Source organism: Bradyrhizobium lablabi (genome assembly GCF_001440475.1).
GTDB classification, from domain to species: Bacteria; Pseudomonadota; Alphaproteobacteria; order Rhizobiales; family Xanthobacteraceae; genus Bradyrhizobium; species Bradyrhizobium lablabi.
The window spans coordinates 1-19,475 of the sequence record NZ_LLYB01000117.1 but is presented as its reverse complement, the minus strand read 5'-3'; the positions used below and the strand labels follow the sequence as shown (position 1 = coordinate 19,475).

Sequence of the window (19,475 nt, the reverse complement as noted above, 5' to 3'; positions counted from 1 at the left end):
TGAGCTTTCGAGAAGCTGACGAGCGTCAACAGGATTCGCAATGAGCCAATGGAGACGGCATTGACCTCCGCCGAAAGCTGCCGCGCATTTTCAATTTCATCTCTGGCCTGGCGCAGGCTCGCGCACGATGCTGTCCTGACGCGGCGCGTCGGAAGAATAGGGGGCTTCCGGTCGTCCATCGCGAATGACCGTGGTTGAGGAGCCACGAAATAACTTCAGCACCGATTCCCGCGGCTGCTTTTCGATAGCAGCGTGCGGCCGCGCCTGCGCCTCCGCTACAAGGCCGTTGAGCGTTTGGTCCAAGAGCGCGATGAAACGTGGTGGACCAGAAACCAGGACGAGGCCATCTCCTGGTGCCGGTCTCACAAGATAGCGCTCGTCGGAGATGTCGAGTGCATCGAGGGCCGCTTTGAATGCATCGAAGCTGATCGGCTTCAACACAAGCAGACGACTTTGCGCCTCATTTGCAGCAGTTACATACAGCACGAGCCCATCATAGTACCATTGAAGATTGTATNAGATTGGTCAAACGGTCGAGGAACTCGCGCGGTGGTAAATCTGGCATGCGTCCGCGAATCCGACCCTTCACCTCCGTGCTGACGTTCACTCTAATATTGAGGTTGTTACCGAATTCCAGCAGTGCGGCAGACAGGTCCTGATCCAGAACCGTGTAGCTATAAGGTGCCGAAGGCAGCGAGAGCTGAGCCCCAAACGCCGTGAGTGCCCCGGTGCAAAGGAAAACTCCTGCGCCCGCAAATCGGTTCAAAATGTTCAGGATGGTACGTCGGCTTAGCATTCCCAAGTCCCTTAGTCCTGAGAACAAGTATTNAAGACTTCGCCCAAATTGGAAGCCGAGCGTGATCTCTAAAATGGCCTTATGACTCGCGTGGTCGTCAGCTTGCGGTCAGCTGGCCTCTTTACGGTATTGAGCATCAATTCCTAACAATGGCGATGTTTCATCGGCGCCAAACCAATGACACCTTCGATCATGCTAGGCGCTATGCCGATCTCTCTGAACCCTGCCGAAGGTCTGTCCGGGCTCTGTCAGCCGGCAACTATCGGCGAGCAGAGCCAGTTTCAGTAGACTTTTGTTCAGGTGGCGTGCCTTCGATTCAAGATGCTGCCTCCTCAGTCGTAGATGGATCGGTATTGATTCTGCCGGTATCGGAAGTTCACCGTGCAATAACGCAGGCGAGTCCGCCTGGCGAGCGCGTCCCCCAGGCGCACACTCTCTCTGCAATATATCGGAGCAATACAGGTCCATCTGTCGGCAGTGTGCTCGCCTGGATGTTTCGGACCGAGTGATACCAGCCAGTTTTGCCCAAAGCCGACGCGCCATCGGCGCGCTAAAGATGCGCCGATGGTGCGTCCAGGGACGTAACACTTACTTGGTGCGCCCATTGGTGACGGAGCTTGATCGGTAAAGCGAGGCCCCGTCATAGATATGTAGCCAGGCGAGATAATCGCGCATTGGCCCATCGTCGAGTAGGATTGGCTCGTCGCGGGTAAACCGTTATGCCTTTCGCTGTCACGGCCCTTCAGTACAGACGAAGCAGAACCACACAATTGAATCATCCTGAGAACTCGTCAGCTTTTAGAAAGCTAACCATCCTAAAATGAGAACTGGATTCTCAAGGGCGAGGCCGCTTAGCGAGCGCAAATGGAATGAACGTGGCAGCGCGGTAGTCGGATGGGCTCAATGTAATCGGAGGATCGCGGCTTGCAGCTGCGCCAGTTTCTTGTTGTTGCTGTTTTCGATTGGACAACGAGATTTGCTGTTGAAGCCTCGCTCGCCTTGAGCCGTGCACACGTCCGAGCTGATCTGGCGGATTTGCGCACAATCGACATTCTCAAGGACGATTAGAGTGGACCGCAACAACATCAACCCATTCAGCCCTGGTAAGTTTCAGGCGTACAACGCCCCGCTGCAGCAGCAGGCGCAAGAACCGGGCAATACGAGCCAGCAAGCGATGTTTGAGCAGCAGCTGAGCGAGCTGCAACACAGTGCGTTTTATGAGAACTCCGCAGAAGCGGGTTCGCCTGATGGGCAAGCCGCAGACCGAGGTGAGGCGATTCGGCGCACTGATGTCGGCGATTCGATGCAGGTGCCGTCCAAGCGAAGCCGCGAGAACGATGGCCCGGACGAGGAGCTTTTTTCTAGATTCCGCGAGGCATCAAAGAAAAGCCGAGCCAGCGATGGCACGATCCGCGAGGAAGCCAAGAAAAGCGGACCAAGCGATCGCACCATCCGAAGGGATCTAGAGGTACTGCGCAACTTCAGCGCCTGGCGTCAGGCGAAGCAGAAGCCACCAATCAGCAGCCGACTAGAGAATCTTCAGGCATTGCGTGCCGAGGGGAACGAGTTTGCGGCCAATGATGTTCGCTTGGGCGCTCGTATCGAGGCAGCGTTGACAAGGCTCGAGCAATTCGCTGTCGGAGCGCCGGTGACAACGTTGACGCGAGGGGGCCGGCCGGTTGAGGCTCCCGTCACCGCAGTTGGAGCGTCGGTGATGACGTTGCCGCGGGGCGGCCGGCGGGTCGAGGCTCTCGTCCCTGAGGACGAGGCGCTCATCAACGCTGCGTGTGACGGAGGCGTTAAGCGCGGCTTTGCGGAGGTAACCATGCAGGAGTACCGTAGGGCTCTTAACAGCTTCGGTAGGTGGCTCAACGAGAGCGGGGTGAGTATTACTCAGGCTGGGCCCGAGGAGCGAGACCGCTATATTAACTCTGGGAAGGGCTCGTATCTTAGAGAGTTTCCACGCGCGTGGAATCGTCTTCAGAACTACCGACAACGCGCCAACGCGCCGCAGCCGTTCCCGCCTCAGGAAGTTTCCGCCAGCGCGGATGACGAGGCGCTTTTTCTCGGATTCAACGAGGTGGCCCCGAAAATCGGCGTGAACCTGTGGGCACTTCGCCAGTTCAGCGCCTGGCTTCAGGCGACACAGAAGCCCTCAATCACGGGTCGGGTTGAGAATCTAGAGGCTTTACGTGCCGAGGCCGACGAGTTTGCGGGCGATGACGTTCGCTTGCGGAATCTTCTCAGGACGGCGTTGCCAAGGCTCTGGCAACATCAACAAGCTGTCGAGGCGAACCGAGCGCTGGGGTTGGGTCCACCGGGACAAGCGGGCTCGCTCGCCGGGCAAGGCGCTCCGCAGCAGAGCTCGCTTCAGGAGCTTCCGGCAACGCCCGCTACCCCGAGCGAGGGAGCGTGGGATTGGTTTAGGGAAGTGATGCAAGAACCAGCTCCGTCATCGTCCGCACCACACCGTGGCCTGCAGCCCAGCTCGTATCAGGAGCTTCCGTCAACGCCAGCCACCCCGAGCGCGGGAGCGTGGGATTGGTTTAGGGAAGCGATGCAAGAACCCACTCCATCGTCCACACCACATCGTGGCCTGCAGCCCAGCTCGTATCAGGAGCTTCCGGCAACCCCGGCTACCCCGAGCACGGGAGCTTTGGATTGGTTCAGAGAGCAGATGCAAGAACCCACTCCGACGTCGTCCACGCCGTATCGTGGCTCGCGGCCCAGCTATTGGGACTGGCTTAGTGAACAGGTGCAACAACCCGAGCCATGGTCGTCTGCCAGGGCTGCGGCGTCAAATATCTACGGCGGCCTTGAGCCAGTGCCTGATCCGAATGCGCCCACAGTGTCTGAGTTTGACTATGCGCACTCTGCGTCGGCGCGTGGTATCGCCAGACCCCCGTCGTTCATCGGGCCATCATTGCCCCCTCAAGAGCTACCGGAAATCGGACATATGGTCGACAACTGGCGCCACCGTTCCCAACCTGCCTCGGACGCCCTGATCGACATACTCGGTAACGTCGGTCTCTTGCCGAATCAGTTCGGCCCAACACAGTTCACCATCGAGAGTCAGCATTACTCGGCCACGTTGGGACCGGGAGGACGCAGGGACGTTCAACTCATCCACCATCCGCGCGCTAGCCAGATGAGTGAACTCCGGAGATCGCGTCAGCCGCTCCACGAGCCTGCGTCAGCCAGCGCTCCCTCAGACGTTTATGGCAGCGTTGAATCACTGGTTGATCTCAATCCAATCACACGGTCCGAGTTGCGTGACCATGCTCAGCCGGTGCGGGGCGCCGGCTCGTCGTCTCCTGGATCATCAGGGGCCTATCGCCGTCGAGCGGAGCTACCGGATATCGGACCTTTTCTCGGCGACGATTGGAACCACAGCCGCTGGGACAATCAAGGCCAGGGCCGAGAGGTTTCGCACAGCGGCATGATGTACATACTGAACACGTGGAACCTACTTCCGACCCCGCAGAACCGGCGCATACAGTTCACCATAAACGGTGAGCTCTACACGGCCGAGTTGAGGAGCAGGCAAAGTAACGCGATCTTGGGATCCGGCCACGTCGTTTATCTCATTTATCACCCTCAAAGCGACTGAAGAACGCGCTTGGGCTGGGAGTCCCCGAGTTCTTCGTTTCGATGCGCCCAACATCCCATGCGCGAAACTGCGAATTCCGACGATCTCACGCGCGTGTACCGACGCGCTGCGCCTGCGCCGTGCGAGATGATTTCGCCAACATTCCGGGATGATCTCGCCGGGCGTGGAGGCGTCTTCTGCGGATGCTTCTGGCTCCGAGCAAGTCGCACGGGATTGGGGCCTGACGTGCCAGCGAATAGGGAACGCGCGGACGGTCCTAGACATGAACTCCGCCAGCGCCCTAGCTCTCGAAGGAGGTACTCTCGGCAGTTTCACGGCATCGAGCAGCTGATCGATATTGCCTCGAAATGCTGCGACGACCGGATCTTTGTTCAAGAATGTTTAGGCCGCAGAAGTGGCAAAGCCGTTGATTCGCTCTCAGATACCAATACCTACAAGCTGGAAATCCGTAGCTTTTTCTCCGCAGACGCTGGTGACCAAGCGGCTTCTCGGCGGTGAGAGAGCGTGGCCGCGCCTGTCGTTCGGCCATGAGGCCTTTGGGCGTCTGGTCCACTAGCGCCACGAAGAGTGGCGGACCGCTATTTCCCGGTGGCGGTCTCTCAACATAGCGCTCGTCGGAGATGTTGAGTGCATCGAGGGCCGCTTTGAACGCATCGAAGCTGATCGGCTTCAACACAAGCAGACGACTTTGCGCCTCATTGCAGCAGATGCATATGCATACAGCACGAGCCCATCGTAGTACCATTGAAAATTGTACNAGATTGGTCAAACGGTCGAGGAACTCGCGCGGTGGTAAATCTGGCATGCGTCCGCGAATCCGACCCTTCACCTCCGTGCTGACGTTCACTCTAATATTGAGGTTGTTACCGAATTCCAGCAGTGCGGCAGACAGGTCCTGATCCAGAACCGTGTAGCTATAAGGTGCCGAAGGCAGCGAGAGCTGAGCCCCAAACGCCGTGAGTGCCCCGGTGCAAAGGAAAACTCCTGCGCCCGCAAATCGGTTCAAAATGTTCAGGATGGTACGTCGGCTTAGCATTCCCAAGTCCCTTAGTCCTGAGAACAAGTATTNAAGACTTCGCCCAAATTGGAAGCCGAGCGTGATCTCTAAAATGGCCTTATGGCTCGCGTGGTCGTCAGCTTGCGGTCAGCTGGCCTCTTTACGGTATTGACCATCAATTCTTAACAACGGCGATGTTTCATCGGCCCCAAACCAATGACACCTTCGATCATGCTAGGCGCTACGCCGATCTCTCTGAACCCTGCCGACGGTCTATCCGAGCTCTGCCAGCCGGCAGCCATCGGCCAGCAGAGCCAGTTTCAGCAGACTCTTTTGCATGTCGCTTCGACATCAGACGCTGCTTCCTCAGTTACAGATAGGGCAGCGTCCGTTCCTGCTGTGTCAGAGGTTCAGCGTGCAACAGTGCAGGCTAGCCCGCCTGGCGAGCGCGTGCTCCAGGCTGTCTCTTCGATGTATCGGGGCAACCCCGTTCCTTCTGTAACGAGCGGCGGTGTGGCGGCCATTTCGAAGGCCGTTCAACCTGGGCCGGCCGCTCAGCCGCTTTCTCGGTCGCAGCTAGTCGGGACGAATCCCGCGGGCAAGCCGGAAGGGGTGCTCGACTTCGACACGATGGTTGCGGGTCTGCGAGACGTTTACAAGGGTGTCGTCGAGGTTTCGCTTGTGTCCAAGAGCACCGGCGCGGTCAGCTCATCTTTGAACAAATTGCTATCGGCGGGCTGAGTTCGTTGACGTCTGGTTTCATCTATGGACAAAACGGCCATGCCCGCCTATCCGGTCGGCGGTTGCGTGTTTTTGCCGTGCTATCGCTTCTCCTCCCCTTGATTGGCTGTAAGGCCGATCTCTACACCAAAGTGCAGGAGCGCGAGGCCAATGAGATGCTTGCGCTCCTGCTTAGCAAGGGTGTCGATGCGGTCCGTGTTACTGCCAAGGACGGGACCAGCACGATCCAGGTCGAGCAGAAGCAGCTGGCCTTTTCGATTGAGTTGCTAAATCTAGAAGGTTTGCCACGCCAGCCTTTCAAGAACCTCGGCGAGGTGTTCAAAGGATCGGGCCTGGTTGCCTCGCCGATCGAGGAACGCGCCCGCTACGTTTATGCCCTGAGCGAAGAATTGTCGCGCACGATTAGCGATATCGAAGGCGTCATATCCGCGCGCGTCCACGTTGTTTTGCCGAAAAATGATCTCTTGCGCCAGGACACGATGCCCTCGTCGGCGTCGGTGTTCATTCGACATAATTCCAATGCAAAGCTCTCGGTTCTGCTACCGCAGATCAAGATGCTGGTCGCCAACAGCATCGAGGGCCTATCCTATGACAAAGTGGCGGTGGTCTTTGTGCCAGTTGAGCGGGCTCCGCTTGAACTGCCGGCCCGGCCAGCTGCGTCCGCTCAGTCGACCAAATATATTTCAGACCCGCTGCTTGCGGCCGCTATCGGGGGAGGTGGCGCTGCCGTTGGCGTTCTGTGCTACATATTCCTGGGCTCTCTTATGCGTCAGGGCGCCCAGCCGTCGCGCGCGCGATCCAGATTTGGCATCCGTTCGAACACGCCGGCTATCCTGCCTCCCAGTAAAAAGATCGCTTCCGACAAGGCATAGGGAGTGAGAAAATGCCCATACCGCTGCCATCTACCGGTTCTAATACGTGGTCGGAATCGCTATCTGAGGGCCTGCGAGAGCTTGCTGCTTCTACCCATCTGACCCGATTTGTTGCACGCCTTGACGGCCGGTTGTCGGCTTCGACTTTGGTGCGGCTACAGAAGAGCTCGAGGCTGCAGGTAAGACTTGCTGAAATGCTGCTTGGTAATGAAATGGAGTCCAGCGGCCGTGACTGGGGAGATGATCTTCTGCTCGGCCATAATCCGAGTAGGGCTGCTTTGCTTGCCGGCAGTATCTGGCATGCTCGCTCGCTCCTAAAGCTCGTCTCAAAGCAGCATCTTGCGATTCTGCTCGGCCGTATCGGGGCAGAAGCGCACGCTTTCGGTATCCGGAACTTGGCGAGCGCGGTCGCAATCACCGCTACCGCTGATCCGGAGCAACTTTCGCAACAGATTGAACACGATGGCCATGCCTGCCTAGGTGCTTGGATCAACGAAGCCTCGGCACTTGATCGCACGCGCGTGCTGTTACGCTTGCCCACGGGCACTGCTGCGGAGAATCCAGCGGCCGAACACCGCAATGCCGCGGGCCCAGTGCTTTCCTTGGTGATAGCCCATTTGTTGAGGGAGGCGCCACGGCATGACAGCTGATGACCCAGCGCTGCCGGTGGCCCCCCAGATACGGCCGCTCGGGCCTGTCATACCGGCTGCCGAGATCGGAATCTGGTGCGATGCCGTAGAAGCGCGAGCGGCTGCCGAGCGGCATCTGCAACGCGTTCGCGGCTGGGGACGGACAGCTTATAAGCGGGAGCGGGAGCGCGGCCGTGCGGATGGCTTCAAGAGTGGCGCCGAGGAAATGTCTCGGCTGATCGCGCAGGCTACTTCCGCACTTGCGCAGCGAAAAGCCATTCTGGAGCAGGAGTTGCCGCAGCTCGTCATGGAGATCGTGAGCGATCTGCTGGGCGCGTTTGATCCAGGCGAGATGTTGGTGAGGACCGCTCGTCACGCGATCGAGCAAAAATATGGTAGCGCGGATATTTGCCTTCATGTCTCTCCTCTGAAAGCCGATGCGCTGGCGCGCGAGTTCGCTACGTGCGATGGACAGGAGGGCCGGCCGAAAGTGCGGGTTGATCCGGATCCGGCTCTAACGACAGAGCAGTGCGTGTTGTGGAGCGAATTTGGCAATGTAGATATTGGAGTTGCCGCGCAGCTCCGAGCTCTACGCCTTGGCCTGGGTTTGCCTTCAAAGGAAGACGGACCGTGACCACATCAGCAACCCGTGCGGAGGGAGAGAGGAATCTGCACGCCGCGCTATCGTCTCTGAAATCTACAGCAAAGCATATCGACACGCGTGCTGTACGAGGGCGGATCACACGGGCGGTCGGCACCTTGCTCCATGCCGTCTTGCCAGAGGCGCGTATAGGGGAGCTTTGCCTGTTGCAGGATCCCCGCACCGGATGGTCTCTCGAGGCCGAGGTCATCGGCCTATCGCAAGATGGGGTATTGCTCACTCCTATTGGTGATATGGCGGGCTTATCCAGCCGAGCAGAAGTGGTCGCGACCGGACGAATGCATGAAGTACCGGTCGGCCCCGATTTGCTTGGCCGGGTGATCGACAGCTTCGGCCGGCCAATCGACGGAAAGGGTCCAATCTACGCCGCTCAAACTCGTCCGCTGCGCGGTAAGGCTCCCAACCCAATGACAAGGCGCGGTATCGAGCGAACATTCCCACTCGGTGTCCGTGTCTTGGATGGGCTTCTGACATGTGGCGAGGGTCAGCGGATCGGCATCTACGGAGACCCAGGGTGCGGTAAGTCGACGCTCCTGTCGCAGATTGTAAAAGGCGCGGCTGCCGACGCCACCATAGTCGCGTTGATCGGTGAACGCGGTCGTGAAGTGCGGGAATTCATCGAGCAGCACCTTGGTGAGGCAGCGCTTCGCCGCACCGTCGTGGTCGTTGAGACCTCCGACCGCTCGGCAATGGAACGAGCGCAATGCGCTCACATGGCGACGGCACTCGCTGAATATTTTCGTGATGAAGGACTTCGCGTCGTCCTGATGATGGACTCATTGACGCGCTTCAGCCGCGCCATGCGCGAAATTGGCCTTGCCGCAGGAGAGCCGCCGACGCGGCGCGGCTTTCCGCCATCGGTTTTTGCGATGCTTCCTGGCCTGTTGGAGCGTGCCGGCATGGGCGAGCGCGGCTCAATCACGGCCTTCTATACTGTGCTTGTCGAAGGCGACGGCTCGGGTGATCCAATCGCCGAAGAATCACGAGGCATTCTTGATGGCCACGTTGTTCTCTCACGCCTTTTGGCTGCACGCGAGCATTTTCCAGCTATTGACGTATTGTCAAGCCGCAGCCGTGTGATGAATGCGGTCGTCTCTGTATCGCATCGAAAGGCGGCTTCCTTCTTCCGTGATCTGCTCTCCCGCTACGCCGAGGCCGAGTTCTTGGTGAAGGTTGGCGAATATAAGCAAGGCAGTGATCCTCTGACAGACCGGGCAATCAATTCGATCGAGGAGTTGCGGAAATTCCTGCGTCAGGGCGGAGACGAGGCGTCAAGCTTTGAGGAGACGATCAAATGGATGTCACGTCTGACCGCGTGAATCGTGCCCATGCCTCGAAATTGCGGCTAGTGAAGGATATGAGACAGCGGAGCGCCCTTCGTGAGGTGTCCAACATGGAGGCCCAGCGCCGCACCGCGCTTCAAGCGGTGGAACAAGCTGTCCGGGATCTTGCAACGGCCGAAAAAAGCCAAGCGGCGCTCGAAGCGGAGCTTTACCAAGAACTGGCATCATCTGATTCGCTATCTGTCGAAGAGCTCGATCGTCGCTGTCACATCGTCATTGGACGGCTCAAAGCTGAGATCGCAGGAGCACGCCGAACGCTTGAGGAAGCGCGCGCCGCTCAAGAGCGGGCCGAGACGGCGGTCTTCGAGGCGAGGACTACTTTGACTAAGTGCTCAGCTGCGAGTCACAAATGGCAGCAAATTGAAGGCGACGTTCAGCGCGCGAGTGATGCCCATTCAGAGGTGAAAGCCGAGATAGAGGCCGATGATGAGGTTTTGCTTCGGTATGGCAGTGGTTCGCGTACTCACACGGCTAGCGACTAAATTCTGATGGCTTCTTCTGTTATGCTAGGGAAAGCGCCTTGTCTTGTAGACGCGCCTGTGACCATGGCTACGGGTGAACAATCGGGATTTAAACCGGCGCTAATCCTGTCCCCTTCGGTCGTCTCCTGGCTCAACGAGATCGCTGCTGCCCGCAAGCCTCTGCAAAGCCGTCTAAGTGATAAGCCGCTATCCGTGCGAATGGAACGGCTTGTCTGGGGGCCGGAGCCGTGTGCGGTATCGATGCTCGACTGCGTTTGGGCCATTGGACATGAAACAATCGTCTTATCATTGGCCCGTCCGGTTGTAGAAGGGCTGATCGCGACGGTGCAAAGCGGGCTTGGCCTACCTGCCGAGCCCACTCGTTCGCTCCTCGTCGAATTTGCACTCGATCCGTTGCTCAATCAACTAGAGGGTCTGACGCAACAGAAGTTGCAGCTGATCTGTTTGAGCGAAGCGACGGCTCGAGGTCCTTATCTGGAGCTCGAAATCACCTTCGGCCCATTCAAGGGCAAAGCGCGCCTGTTCCTGTTCTCTTCTCTCGATGATTCAGTTCCACCTGCGTTTCGGGCGTTAGGCGGACTGCTCAGGCAGCTGCCCCGAGAGGATCGCCAGCTTCCCTCAGAATTGCCTGTCATCGTTAAGGGAGAGATCGGCTCGCTCCGTGCGACAGTCGCGTTGCTACGGAAAGTAAATGCAGGAGACGCTCTATTGCCGGACGTAATACCGATCGCCCGTGGCCAAGCCATCCTCAACACGGGAACCTTATGGGCTCCGGCCCAGGTTGCAGAGGATCGCTTGATCGTACGGGGGGCATTCCGCCTCCAACCACATCCCTTGGAGTGTGCACATATGATGACCCAATCCGAAAAACCCCGGCCGCCCTCTGAAGGTGATCTCGACAACATCGAGATTACTCTTGTTTTCGAATGCGGCCGCTGGACTGTCGCACTCGGAGCCTTGAGGGATATCAGCGAGGGACATGTGTTCGAACTTGGTCGGCCGCTCGACGGACCGGTTGATATCCTTGCTAACGGCCGCCGCATAGGCCGCGGGGACATCGTAAGCATCGGCGGGGAGCTCGGCGTCAGGTTGCGGGGCAGGTTGGCCGTCAATGACTGACATTCAACCGGGAATTCTTGGTCTTCTTGCGCTCACAGCCGGCCTTGGCCTGCTGGCGTTTCTAGTCGTAACAAGCACAGCGTTCATAAAAGTATCCATCGTGCTCTTCCTCGTTCGCAACGCGCTCGGGACTCAATCTATCCCACCGAACCTCGTCCTATACGGGGCGGCGCTGATCCTGACAGTTTTCATTAGCGCGCCAGTGATTGAACAGACCTATAATCGCCTTTCTGCGCCACAACTCCGCTACCAAACGGTCGACGATTGGCTGAGCGCCGCAAAGGACGCGCAGGAGCCGCTGCGCGGGCATCTGAAGAAGTTCACCGCTGACGAGCAGCGCCGTTTCTTCTTGGCTTCAACCGAACAGGTCTGGCCCGAGGAAATGCGCGGCAACGTGAGCGCCGATGACCTGGTCATTCTGGTGCCATCTTTCCTAATTTCGGAACTCAAGCGTGGATTCGAAATTGGTTTTCTTCTCTATCTGCCCTTTATCACCATCGATCTGATTGTAACGACCATCTTGATGGCCATGGGTATGTCGATGGTTTCGCCAACGGTGATATCCGTGCCTTTTAAGCTGTTCCTATTCGTCTCAATCGACGGCTGGTCGCGGCTTATGCATGGGCTGGTGCTCAGCTACACAACGCCGGGAGGCTGAGCATGGATGAGGCGAGCATTCTCACTCATATGAGCCGGTCACTTGTGCTCTTCATGATCTGGGTTCTGCCTACGCTTATCGCGGCGGTCGTTGTCGGATTGGTCGTCGGCATCATCCAAGCGGCAACGCAGCTTCAGGATCAAACGTTGCCACTGACTGTGAAGCTTCTGGTCGTTGTCGCGGTGATCGCTTTGTTCTCTCCAGTGCTCAGTGCCGCGCTTATCAAGGAAGCAGAGCAGGTATTTACCGACTTTCCCGCACTCACAGCAAGTATTAGTCGACGTTAGATGAACGTCCCCTCACTCACCGAAACGCAAACTCTGATCCAGGAGGCGATCGAACTCGTGCTTGCAGCCGGGCTCGCAGCAGCCCGCGCCCTTGGCATTATGTTGGTCCTTCCCGTATTTACGCTGCCGCGCATTAGCGGGCTGATCCGCGGCTGCGTGACCTTTGCGATGGGACTGCCATGCCTGTTGCAGATCAGGCACGGCTTGCAGTCGTTGGATCAGGGCTCACGACTGATCAGTGTCACGCTGCTCGGTTTGAAGGAGGTGTTCGTCGGCCTGCTCATCGGCTTTTTGCTCAGTATTCCGTTATGGAGCATCCAGGCAGTGGGTGAGATCATCGATACCCAACGGGGGATTACGAACCCTGTTGCTTCCGATGATCCAGCCACGCGTGGCCAAGCTTCGGCGACGGCGGTTTTACTCGGTACCACTGCGATTGCAATTTTCGTTCTAGCCGGGGGATTGGAGAATATGATTAGGGGCCTTTATGGCAGCTATTTGATCTGGCCCGTGTATCGACTGATGCCTAGCTTGACCGTGCAAGGCGCGATGGCATTTCTGGGGCTTCTCGGCCACATCATGTATACGGCGCTACTGGTCTCTGGCCCGGTGTTGGCATTCCTGCTGCTACTCGATGTGTCGGTCATGATACTCGGGCGGTTTGCGCCGCAACTCAAACTGAACGATGTCTCTCCCACCATGAAGAATCTGGCGTATGCGACAATCATGGTAAGTTACGCCACCTTCCTCGTCGAATATATGGGATCGGAAATCAGTCAGTCCAACACCGTGCTCGAGTTGTTCAAGAACCTCCTTAAATGAGTGGCTCGAGCGAAGAGAAGAAGCTCCCTCCCACTCCCAAGAAGCTAAAAGATGCGCGCAAGAAAGGGCAGACTCCGCGCAGCACCGATTTGGTCAGCGCAGTCAGTGTTTGCGCCGGTTTCGGCTGCCTCTGGTTAAGAGCGGGCCTCATTGAGACCAAGTGGTATGAAACAGTACGGCTAGTCGACAAACTGCAGGAGCAGCCGTTCACAAGCGCGGTCCAGCAGGCGCTGGGCGGCCTGATCGAACTGTTTCTTGCGGCCGTTGGTCCATTTCTCGGGGCCGGTGTTGCCGCTGGTATTCTAGCGGGGGTCCTGGCCAATGGTGGATTAAACGTCTCTTTCGAGTCCTTAAAGCCGAAATTCGAGAAATTGGACCCCATGAAGGGGCTCAAGCGGATTGCGTCTAAGCGGTCGCTCATTGAACTCTCGAAGTCGCTTCTTAAGGTGTGCGTTCTCGGCGCAAGCTTGCTGCTCCCGGTTATCGCAAGTTGGAAGGCGCTGGTATACTTGCCAACCTGCGGTATGGGGTGTCTCAGCTTCGTCTTCACTGAGATCAAATTGCTGACCGAAATTGCTGCCGCAGCTTTTCTGATCGCCGGATTGGCCGATCTTCTTATCCAGCGCTGGTTATTTCTACAGGACATGCGCATGACGGAGACCGAGGCCAAGCGCGAGTCCAAGGAACAGCAGGGCAATCCGCAGGTCAAACGAGAACACCGTCGCCTTCGTCAGGAGACGGCGAACGAGCCTCCGCTTGGCGTGCATCGCGCGACACTGATAGTGACAGGACAAGCGATCTTGATTGGGCTTCGCTACATTCGTGGCGAGACCGGCGTACCGATCGTGGTTTGCCGTGGTGAGGGCGAACTTGCCTCACGACTGCTTGCTGAGGCGCAGTCGCTGCGCCTCAGCATTGTTCAGGACTCGGCCCTGGCGCGTCAGCTCATGCGGAATGCCATGCTGGGCAACGCCGTTCCTGGGAAGTGCTTTGAAGGGGTTGCGCGAGCACTCTATTCCGCCGGGCTGGTCTAGACATTGTGTTTGGCAGCAATGATTGCGACGCGATCCGGCGCGCACTATCGCGGCGACTGTATATCCCTCGTTGCCGTTGACCCGGTTTCTGGCGAGGACCTCTTGGCAATTCCATCTTCCAAGTCGCTCTTGTTGCGCCGTCCCATGGACCCATATGTGGCAACAGGAATGGCGGCACGATCGCCTTTTGTTGCCATGACAGCTCTATTGTCCAGCAGGTCGCCCGGATCGTTGACCATGATTCCCAGATTGTTGCGGATTGAGCAGCCTAGCGCCTGGTCGAACGAATTATCGTTAACCGAGGGACCAATGATCGAAAGAGACGGACAGACGGGAGGACGTGCTTCATAGACAATGGCCTCGATTTGCACCGCGAAGCCGACAGGCCGGTCGATGCGAGGGCCGAACAGGCGGACGTTGTAAGGCGCGACGCCCATTGCGCGGGCCTCGCTGGCTACCTGCGCGGCGAGCCGGGGCGAGCCGGTGATATCGAGATGGAGCGCATCAAACCGACCGCGGCTGGCGCCGGCAATGAAATCCCTCAGCCGATACCGCTCGAGGCCACGAAGGCTCTGCAGCACCAAGACACTGTTCTGCTGCTGCACCACGGTTGCTTGTTCAGCCGCCCCGGTATTGACCAGAGCAGTGCTTGTGCAGCCGCCTAGGCTCGCCATCAGAACGAACAGATGGGGCAGGGCTCGTAAAGTCATTCGGCGATCCTTATTCGATAATAAAGCCGGCACCGCCTGTCGCGCCTGGTACACTGGTGCGCGGAGCGTCGCGGCCTCGCGGCGGGCTCGCCAACGTGTTCGTCAATGTGCGCCCCAGATCTGAGGGCGGTCCGATGCGGTCGGCGGGCGCGCTCATCCGGTTCGGATTCGACGCTGGCCGGACAATGTAAGGCGTGACAATAATAACAAGCTCCGTCTCCTGCTTTTGAAAGGACGAAGAGCGAAACAGTGCACCGAGAATGGGAACGTCGCCTAACCAAGGAAAAGTACTGATATCCGTGCTGAAGTTACGCCTGATTAGCCCGCCTATTGCAAAGCTTTGTCCGCTCCCAAGCTCGATAACGGTCTCCGCACGCCTTGTAGAGAGGGCAGGCACGGCCATACCGTTCACCTTGACCTCGCCTTCTTTTGAAATCTCGCTGACCTCAGGTTTGACGCGGACATTGATTTGATTGTTGTTAAGAACGGTCGGGACGAAATCGAGGCTCACTCCGAAGTGACGAAATTGGATCGAAACCTGTCGGTTGTCCTGCATGACGGGAATTGGAAATTCGCCGCCCGCCAGGAAGCTCGCGGACTCACCGGACATTGCGGTGAGGTTCGGCTCAGCCAGCACTGAAGCGAGGTGCTCGCTGGCGAGCGCGTCGAGAACAGCGCCGACGTTGATACTACCGGCGCTGAAGCCGATACCTGCCTTGCCGCCTCCGCTAGCCGTGCCGGAACCAGCACCTTTGCCGCTGCTAAAGAAAAAAGTGCCATTCTGCCCCAAAGCGGAGAGGTTGATGCCGAGCTCCTTGATGGCGCTGCGTGAGACCTCCGCTACGCGAACGCTCAGATTGACCTGTAATGACCCGGCGACCTGAATTTTATTGACGACAAGCGCACCCGGACCGAGAAACTGCTCTGTGACCTTCACGGCAGTGGCAACGACATCGGCATTGGGAGCCGTGCCGTTAAGGATCGCGCCGCGGGGGGTATAGCTGACTTGGATCGGATAGTCGCCGACCTGGGCCTTCAGCATGGCACGCAGATCCTCGATCGGTTGCGTCACGACAACACGCAACTCGGCGAGAGCTTCCCCATTGTCGTTCAAAGCGAACAGGCTGGTCCGTCCGGACTTCTTGCCAAAGACGAAGATTGTCGTGTTCGATGGGGCTTGATAATCCGCGATCGTCGGGTCGGCAACAAAGATGCTCGCCGCCGGCCCGGGCAGATGAATTGTCTTGCCGAGCGAGGAGGAAAGGTCCACCGTCCCATTGATACTGCTAGAGGGCGCGCGCGGCGGCCTCCCTCCAGCGTCTCGCGTTGTCTGAGCTGCGGCAGTTGGTGGTGATAGCAAAGCGACCGCGCACAGGAGGTGGGAAAGAGAAGGACAAACGACAGACCAGATAGCGCTAGCGACGATCGAGCGTCGATCGCTGCCACCCTCATTATCAAGAGCGATCTTCAAGGTAGTCTTTGCTTTCAAGTTCGATCGACTAGGCGGCCGATGCCGCGCTATTCAATTCAAGGATATAGCCGACGCCGCGTGCGGTCGTGATCCGTAGCGTTGCACCAGACTGATTCAAATGACCGCGCAAGCGATAGATTGCGACTTCAAGCGCATTGGTAGAGACCTCGTTGTCAAACGCATAGAGGCTATCCTCCAGCGACGCGCGTGACACGGCGCGGCCTGCGCGGCTAAGCAGATGCTCAAGAATGCACACCTCGCGGCGTGCAATCTTTAGCGGCCGACCACCAACTGAAACTTGCCGGGCGATCGGATCGAATTTTAGATTACCAAACACAACGACGGGGGCTGTCATTTGCGTTGATCGCCTCAGAATGGCTCGCATCCGAGCGATGAGTTCATCAGTAGACACGGGCTTGGGCAGAAAATCGTCTGCACCACCATTGAAAATGGCGATCCGCCTACCGAGATCATTGCGGCTGCTCATCACCATGGCAGGCATAAAATGTCCGTCGCGTCTCAACCGCTTCAGCCAGTCCAGGCCGCTTCCATCCGGTAGAGCCAACTCGAGCAGGAGAATGTCGTACTTGGCGTAATCCAGAGCGGTCGCCGCCTCATCCAGAGTGCCCGCCACATCAACCGCAAAACCGCAATCCGAAAGCGCACCTTGCACAGCGCGCGCAAGGTGCTCATCATGATCAACCAGTAGCGTTCGCATTTCATTGCCTCTTCATGCCAAAACTACCACGCAGATCACCGTCGACCATGAAGTCGGGCGAAATTGAGTTCTCCAGCTTCAACGTAAACGTCGGGACACGGTACCTACCAAGAAGAGCAATGTTGCTGACGGCCAATCTCGCTCTGCTCATTGCCTGCCGATTAATTTCGGCCGTCTGCTGTGGATCGCATGCGTCCTTGACACTCAACGTGGTCTTGATGTCGGGAACCAGCCCAGAATCAGTCAAAGCATCAAGCGCTGTGGCAGGACCCTCGTGCATCTTTGCGCCAATCTCGGCAGTGCTTCTGGTCATCGGCTCGGCGAATGCATCGCCAGCACGCGCAATCGAAACCAAAGCAAAAGAGAGAATGGCTGGATTGGCATCCGAGCTGATAGGAGACATTTGGAAGCTTCCCATGTTGTCCTGACTCTGCGGTGAGCCTTGCTATGCCATCGACCTGTGAGGCCGTTTGGCCACGGCAAATGCAACCTTGAACGCGTGAAGACGTATCGTCCCCCCGCAGCAGGCCGATGTTCTAGATGCCGCTAGCGTGGACGAAACAGCCAATGCACCGCGGACTATGAAAAGATTGTCTTGTTGGGCGGTGACGTGCATCAGGAGCGGAAGAGACCCGGCATTCAGACAGATCTAACACGCCCGCTAGGCTCCGGCCCATCTGGCACACCGACGAATGACGGGTCCGTCCTCGCAGTGGCGTTATCGGGCCTGTGGTTCGGGTGGTTCCGCCGTCTGCATTCCACCTCTCGCGACGAGCGGCGACACATGCCGAGCTTGGACTCAACTTTGTTTCCCGCGCGACAACGAGAACAAGGCAGCGAGGGCTGCTCTTAAGCTCCTCGTGCTGTTGCAGCCTCAACCTGGCTGGCGCGGGTACCCCGTCCGGCGCGTAGGCGACGTTGCCAACAGGCCTTCGGGTAGACTGATCGAGGAGCGTGATGGGGTTGGGCGTGGCCCTATGGGTTGGGGACATTCGCAATTCTTGCTACCTGTCAGGAGGTGTTGCGCGCGACGCATCGTCGCGACTGATGTACGAAACCCTACAATCTGACGCTACGTGCGATTCAAGTCCCTTCGAGAGCTCGTTGCATGGAATATTTTATAAATCTCAGGCTTGCTGACGCAGCCACGGGGAATTGAATAAAAAGCACCGCGCATCAAGCAGCAAAGCACCTTAGGGGAACCAGAGGGCCTTCGCTGGCGCCGAGACTCTCCATTCGTGGTCATCTGGACGGAAAGCCGATGCCTGTCATGGCGGTTGAGACATTTCGCGCTTCTTGCTAATCAGTATTGTCGCCAGTGTCGGAAACACCGCAATCTGACGCTGCGTACGATTGGGTCTTCCGAAATCTCGTTGCATGAATATGAGCTGCAGATCCCCTGAGCTCGGTTCATACTCTCGTCCGACGTGTTGCCGTCTTATATCCGATGACGTCGTCCGTGCACCGACGCAAATTGATAAGCCATCGCGCGGATGAAAGTCATCACTTCACCCGAGATAAACAAGCGGCGCGACGTTTCCTGACAGATCACCATCATTGTGTCCGAGCTACGGGCTCAATCGGTGCCCGGCATAGTTCTTCATGGCTCGCAACTTGGTGCATTTCCAAAGCGCGTCGGTTACACGCTTGACGGTGCGCCCGTCATCGGTGGCAATTGTCGAGCTTCGTGGTGTGGCCTCTACGCCCGTTCGAGTGATTTAAGGATCCGGGCTGATTAGGGAGTTGCATGCCAGAGCCTGCCATGAAGGCGAGGCCGCTTCCCAAGACGAGCGGCCAAGGTGCAGCGGTCATCAAGTCAAAGGAGCTTCTGGCGAGGGCCGTTACGAACGATGGGCGCCACAACGAGCTAGAGTGATACGGAAAGGTCCATCGACACAGGTACAACCACGGCCAGCCCGCGCATCATAGTCGCGCGCGTCCCGGCACAGAGATCGGCGGGGTCAGAGCGAAAAAGGCCGCGTTTGCGCTTAAGCCTCCAGTTAGCGCTTGCCGGGACCCGGAGATGCAGCCCACCTAGTTGCTCAATTCGCGCTCGAGCGAGGGGGCAGGGCACGAGCTGAAACCGAGACTGATGCCATCACGGCAAAGCGACCCGAGGCGATCGACAATGTTTCGGTGATAATCCCCCGCAATTTACCCACCAGATCAGAGGATTCGGTGAGGTCGCGTGGCAGGCAGGAGCCGCGCGCGGGGGATCTGTGCGATCTCGTAGTAGAAGCCGGATGGAACGAGCCGCTGCCGCGCCCGAGCACCGGGCGAGATTCAAGACCCGATGCTCTTAGACTAGACGATCGCGCTATGCGACTGAGAAGGAGATCTGCGGCCGCAGCGCGGAGCAGCGTCGCCTCGTGCGGCAGCAGAAGAGCCGACCACTGCCTTCGAGGCCTGGCTGCGGGCCAAGCTGGCTGTCATCACCCAGAAGATCAACCTCGCGAAGCCATCCGCTAGGTCCTCTAGGTGGTGTGGACTCTAAGGATTCCCTTTTAGGAGCAAATCAGATTCAA

General features: G+C 58.0%; 17 protein-coding genes and 4 pseudogenes. 13 read left to right on the top strand and 8 right to left on the bottom strand.

Annotated elements, in window-relative coordinates; all coding sequences use genetic code 11:
- Window positions 1–96: 96 nt before the first annotated feature.
- Window positions 97–517, bottom strand: a pseudogene (locus CQ14_RS47175) (secretin N-terminal domain-containing protein); the annotation flags it as partial.
- A gap of 1 nt (window position 518) precedes the next feature.
- Window positions 519–796: pseudogene (locus CQ14_RS47170) on the bottom strand (nodulation protein NolW); the annotation flags it as partial.
- A 924-nt stretch (window positions 797–1,720) separates the two neighbouring features.
- Here CQ14_RS47170 and CQ14_RS44135 point away from each other — a divergent pair.
- Both CQ14_RS44135 and CQ14_RS32795 read left to right on the top strand, forming a co-directional pair.
- A complete protein-coding gene (locus CQ14_RS44135) occupies window positions 1,721–1,864 on the top strand; it encodes a hypothetical protein (protein WP_156435701.1) in 144 nt (47 codons plus the stop codon).
- A gap of 1 nt (window position 1,865) precedes the next feature.
- Window positions 1,866–4,406, top strand: coding sequence for a hypothetical protein (locus CQ14_RS32795; RefSeq protein ID WP_057861916.1), 2,541 nt, complete (start codon window positions 1,866–1,868; stop codon window positions 4,404–4,406).
- A gap of 484 nt (window positions 4,407–4,890) precedes the next feature.
- Here CQ14_RS32795 and CQ14_RS47165 read toward each other — a convergent pair.
- Both CQ14_RS47165 and CQ14_RS47160 read right to left on the bottom strand, forming a co-directional pair.
- Window positions 4,891–5,163: pseudogene (locus tag CQ14_RS47165) on the bottom strand (nodulation protein NolW); the annotation flags it as partial.
- Window position 5,164: 1 nt separating this feature from the next.
- Window positions 5,165–5,442, bottom strand: a pseudogene (locus CQ14_RS47160) (nodulation protein NolW); the annotation flags it as partial.
- 177 nt (window positions 5,443–5,619) lie between these two features.
- Between CQ14_RS47160 and CQ14_RS44940 the strand changes: the two are divergent.
- From CQ14_RS44940 to CQ14_RS32745, 11 genes are all read left to right on the top strand, one after another.
- Window positions 5,620–6,144 carry a nodulation protein NolB gene (locus CQ14_RS44940; RefSeq protein ID WP_347337172.1) on the top strand — a complete coding sequence of 175 codons (525 nt, stop codon included), beginning with the start codon at window positions 5,620–5,622 and terminating at the stop codon, window positions 6,142–6,144.
- A gap of 5 nt (window positions 6,145–6,149) precedes the next feature.
- The gene (sctJ, locus tag CQ14_RS32785; RefSeq protein WP_082650140.1) at window positions 6,150–7,016 is read left to right on the top strand and encodes a type III secretion system inner membrane ring lipoprotein SctJ; all 867 of its coding nucleotides are present in this window, start codon (window positions 6,150–6,152) and stop codon (window positions 7,014–7,016) included.
- 11 nt (window positions 7,017–7,027) lie between these two features.
- Window positions 7,028–7,666: a nodulation protein NolU gene (locus CQ14_RS42800; protein ID WP_082650139.1), complete on the top strand. Its 639-nt coding sequence runs from the start codon at window positions 7,028–7,030 to the stop codon at window positions 7,664–7,666.
- Window positions 7,656–8,279, top strand: a complete 624-nt coding sequence (sctL, locus tag CQ14_RS32780) for a type III secretion system stator protein SctL (RefSeq protein WP_057861915.1) — start codon at window positions 7,656–7,658, stop codon at window positions 8,277–8,279. Before CQ14_RS42800 ends, sctL begins: the two co-directional genes overlap by 11 nt.
- Window positions 8,276–9,625, top strand: a complete 1,350-nt coding sequence (gene sctN, locus CQ14_RS32775; RefSeq protein ID WP_057861914.1) for a type III secretion system ATPase SctN — start codon at window positions 8,276–8,278, stop codon at window positions 9,623–9,625. The genes sctL and sctN overlap by 4 nt, the downstream gene beginning before the upstream one ends.
- Complete coding sequence (locus CQ14_RS32770) at window positions 9,601–10,131, top strand: efflux RND transporter periplasmic adaptor subunit (protein WP_057861913.1); 531 nt, start codon at window positions 9,601–9,603, stop codon at window positions 10,129–10,131. The genes sctN and CQ14_RS32770 overlap by 25 nt, the downstream gene beginning before the upstream one ends.
- 63 nt (window positions 10,132–10,194) lie before the next feature.
- Window positions 10,195–11,250 carry a type III secretion system cytoplasmic ring protein SctQ gene (gene sctQ, locus CQ14_RS32765; RefSeq protein ID WP_057861912.1) on the top strand — a complete coding sequence of 352 codons (1,056 nt, stop codon included), beginning with the start codon at window positions 10,195–10,197 and terminating at the stop codon, window positions 11,248–11,250.
- Window positions 11,243–11,908 carry a type III secretion system export apparatus subunit SctR gene (sctR, locus tag CQ14_RS32760; RefSeq protein WP_057861911.1) on the top strand — a complete coding sequence of 222 codons (666 nt, stop codon included), beginning with the start codon at window positions 11,243–11,245 and terminating at the stop codon, window positions 11,906–11,908. The genes sctQ and sctR overlap by 8 nt, the downstream gene beginning before the upstream one ends.
- 2 nt (window positions 11,909–11,910) lie before the next feature.
- A complete protein-coding gene (locus CQ14_RS32755; RefSeq protein WP_028350693.1) occupies window positions 11,911–12,195 on the top strand; it encodes an EscS/YscS/HrcS family type III secretion system export apparatus protein in 285 nt (94 codons plus the stop codon).
- A complete protein-coding gene (sctT, locus tag CQ14_RS32750; protein WP_057861910.1) occupies window positions 12,196–13,017 on the top strand; it encodes a type III secretion system export apparatus subunit SctT in 822 nt (273 codons plus the stop codon).
- Window positions 13,014–14,051, top strand: coding sequence for an EscU/YscU/HrcU family type III secretion system export apparatus switch protein (locus CQ14_RS32745; protein ID WP_057861909.1), 1,038 nt, complete (start codon window positions 13,014–13,016; stop codon window positions 14,049–14,051). Before sctT ends, CQ14_RS32745 begins: the two co-directional genes overlap by 4 nt.
- A gap of 44 nt (window positions 14,052–14,095) precedes the next feature.
- Here the strand turns inward: CQ14_RS32745 and CQ14_RS32740 are convergent, their stop codons facing one another.
- The 4 genes from CQ14_RS32740 to CQ14_RS32725 form a co-directional block, all read right to left on the bottom strand.
- On the bottom strand, window positions 14,096–14,761 hold the full coding sequence (locus CQ14_RS32740; protein WP_057861908.1) for a CpaD family pilus assembly lipoprotein: 666 nt from the start codon (window positions 14,759–14,761) through the stop codon (window positions 14,096–14,098).
- 10 nt (window positions 14,762–14,771) lie between these two features.
- Window positions 14,772–16,187: a type II and III secretion system protein family protein gene (locus CQ14_RS32735; RefSeq protein ID WP_245320710.1), complete on the bottom strand. Its 1,416-nt coding sequence runs from the start codon at window positions 16,185–16,187 to the stop codon at window positions 14,772–14,774.
- Window positions 16,188–16,260: 73 nt separating this feature from the next.
- Window positions 16,261–16,950: a response regulator gene (locus tag CQ14_RS32730; RefSeq protein ID WP_057861906.1), complete on the bottom strand. Its 690-nt coding sequence runs from the start codon at window positions 16,948–16,950 to the stop codon at window positions 16,261–16,263.
- Between the two features lies 1 nt (window position 16,951).
- The gene (locus tag CQ14_RS32725) at window positions 16,952–17,353 is read right to left on the bottom strand and encodes a hypothetical protein (RefSeq protein ID WP_057861905.1); all 402 of its coding nucleotides are present in this window, start codon (window positions 17,351–17,353) and stop codon (window positions 16,952–16,954) included.
- Between the last annotated feature and the right edge of the window lie 2,122 nt (window positions 17,354–19,475).

Coding starts and splice junctions, on each gene's coding strand:
- sctR (WP_057861911.1), top strand. CDS start 11,243: ATGACTGACATTCAACCGGGAATTCTTGGTCTTCTTGCGCTCACAGCC.
- sctQ (WP_057861912.1), top strand. CDS start 10,195: ATGGCTACGGGTGAACAATCGGGATTTAAACCGGCGCTAATCCTGTCC.
- sctL (WP_057861915.1), top strand. CDS start 7,656: ATGACAGCTGATGACCCAGCGCTGCCGGTGGCCCCCCAGATACGGCCG.
- sctT (WP_057861910.1), top strand. CDS start 12,196: ATGAACGTCCCCTCACTCACCGAAACGCAAACTCTGATCCAGGAGGCG.
- CQ14_RS42800 (WP_082650139.1), top strand. CDS start 7,028: ATGCCCATACCGCTGCCATCTACCGGTTCTAATACGTGGTCGGAATCG.
- CQ14_RS44940 (WP_347337172.1), top strand. CDS start 5,620: ATGACACCTTCGATCATGCTAGGCGCTACGCCGATCTCTCTGAACCCT.
- CQ14_RS32725 (WP_057861905.1), bottom strand. CDS start 17,353: ATGTCTCCTATCAGCTCGGATGCCAATCCAGCCATTCTCTCTTTTGCT.
- CQ14_RS32740 (WP_057861908.1), bottom strand. CDS start 14,761: ATGACTTTACGAGCCCTGCCCCATCTGTTCGTTCTGATGGCGAGCCTA.
- CQ14_RS32730 (WP_057861906.1), bottom strand. CDS start 16,950: ATGCGAACGCTACTGGTTGATCATGATGAGCACCTTGCGCGCGCTGTG.
- CQ14_RS32755 (WP_028350693.1), top strand. CDS start 11,911: ATGGATGAGGCGAGCATTCTCACTCATATGAGCCGGTCACTTGTGCTC.
- CQ14_RS32745 (WP_057861909.1), top strand. CDS start 13,014: ATGAGTGGCTCGAGCGAAGAGAAGAAGCTCCCTCCCACTCCCAAGAAG.
- CQ14_RS32770 (WP_057861913.1), top strand. CDS start 9,601: ATGGATGTCACGTCTGACCGCGTGAATCGTGCCCATGCCTCGAAATTG.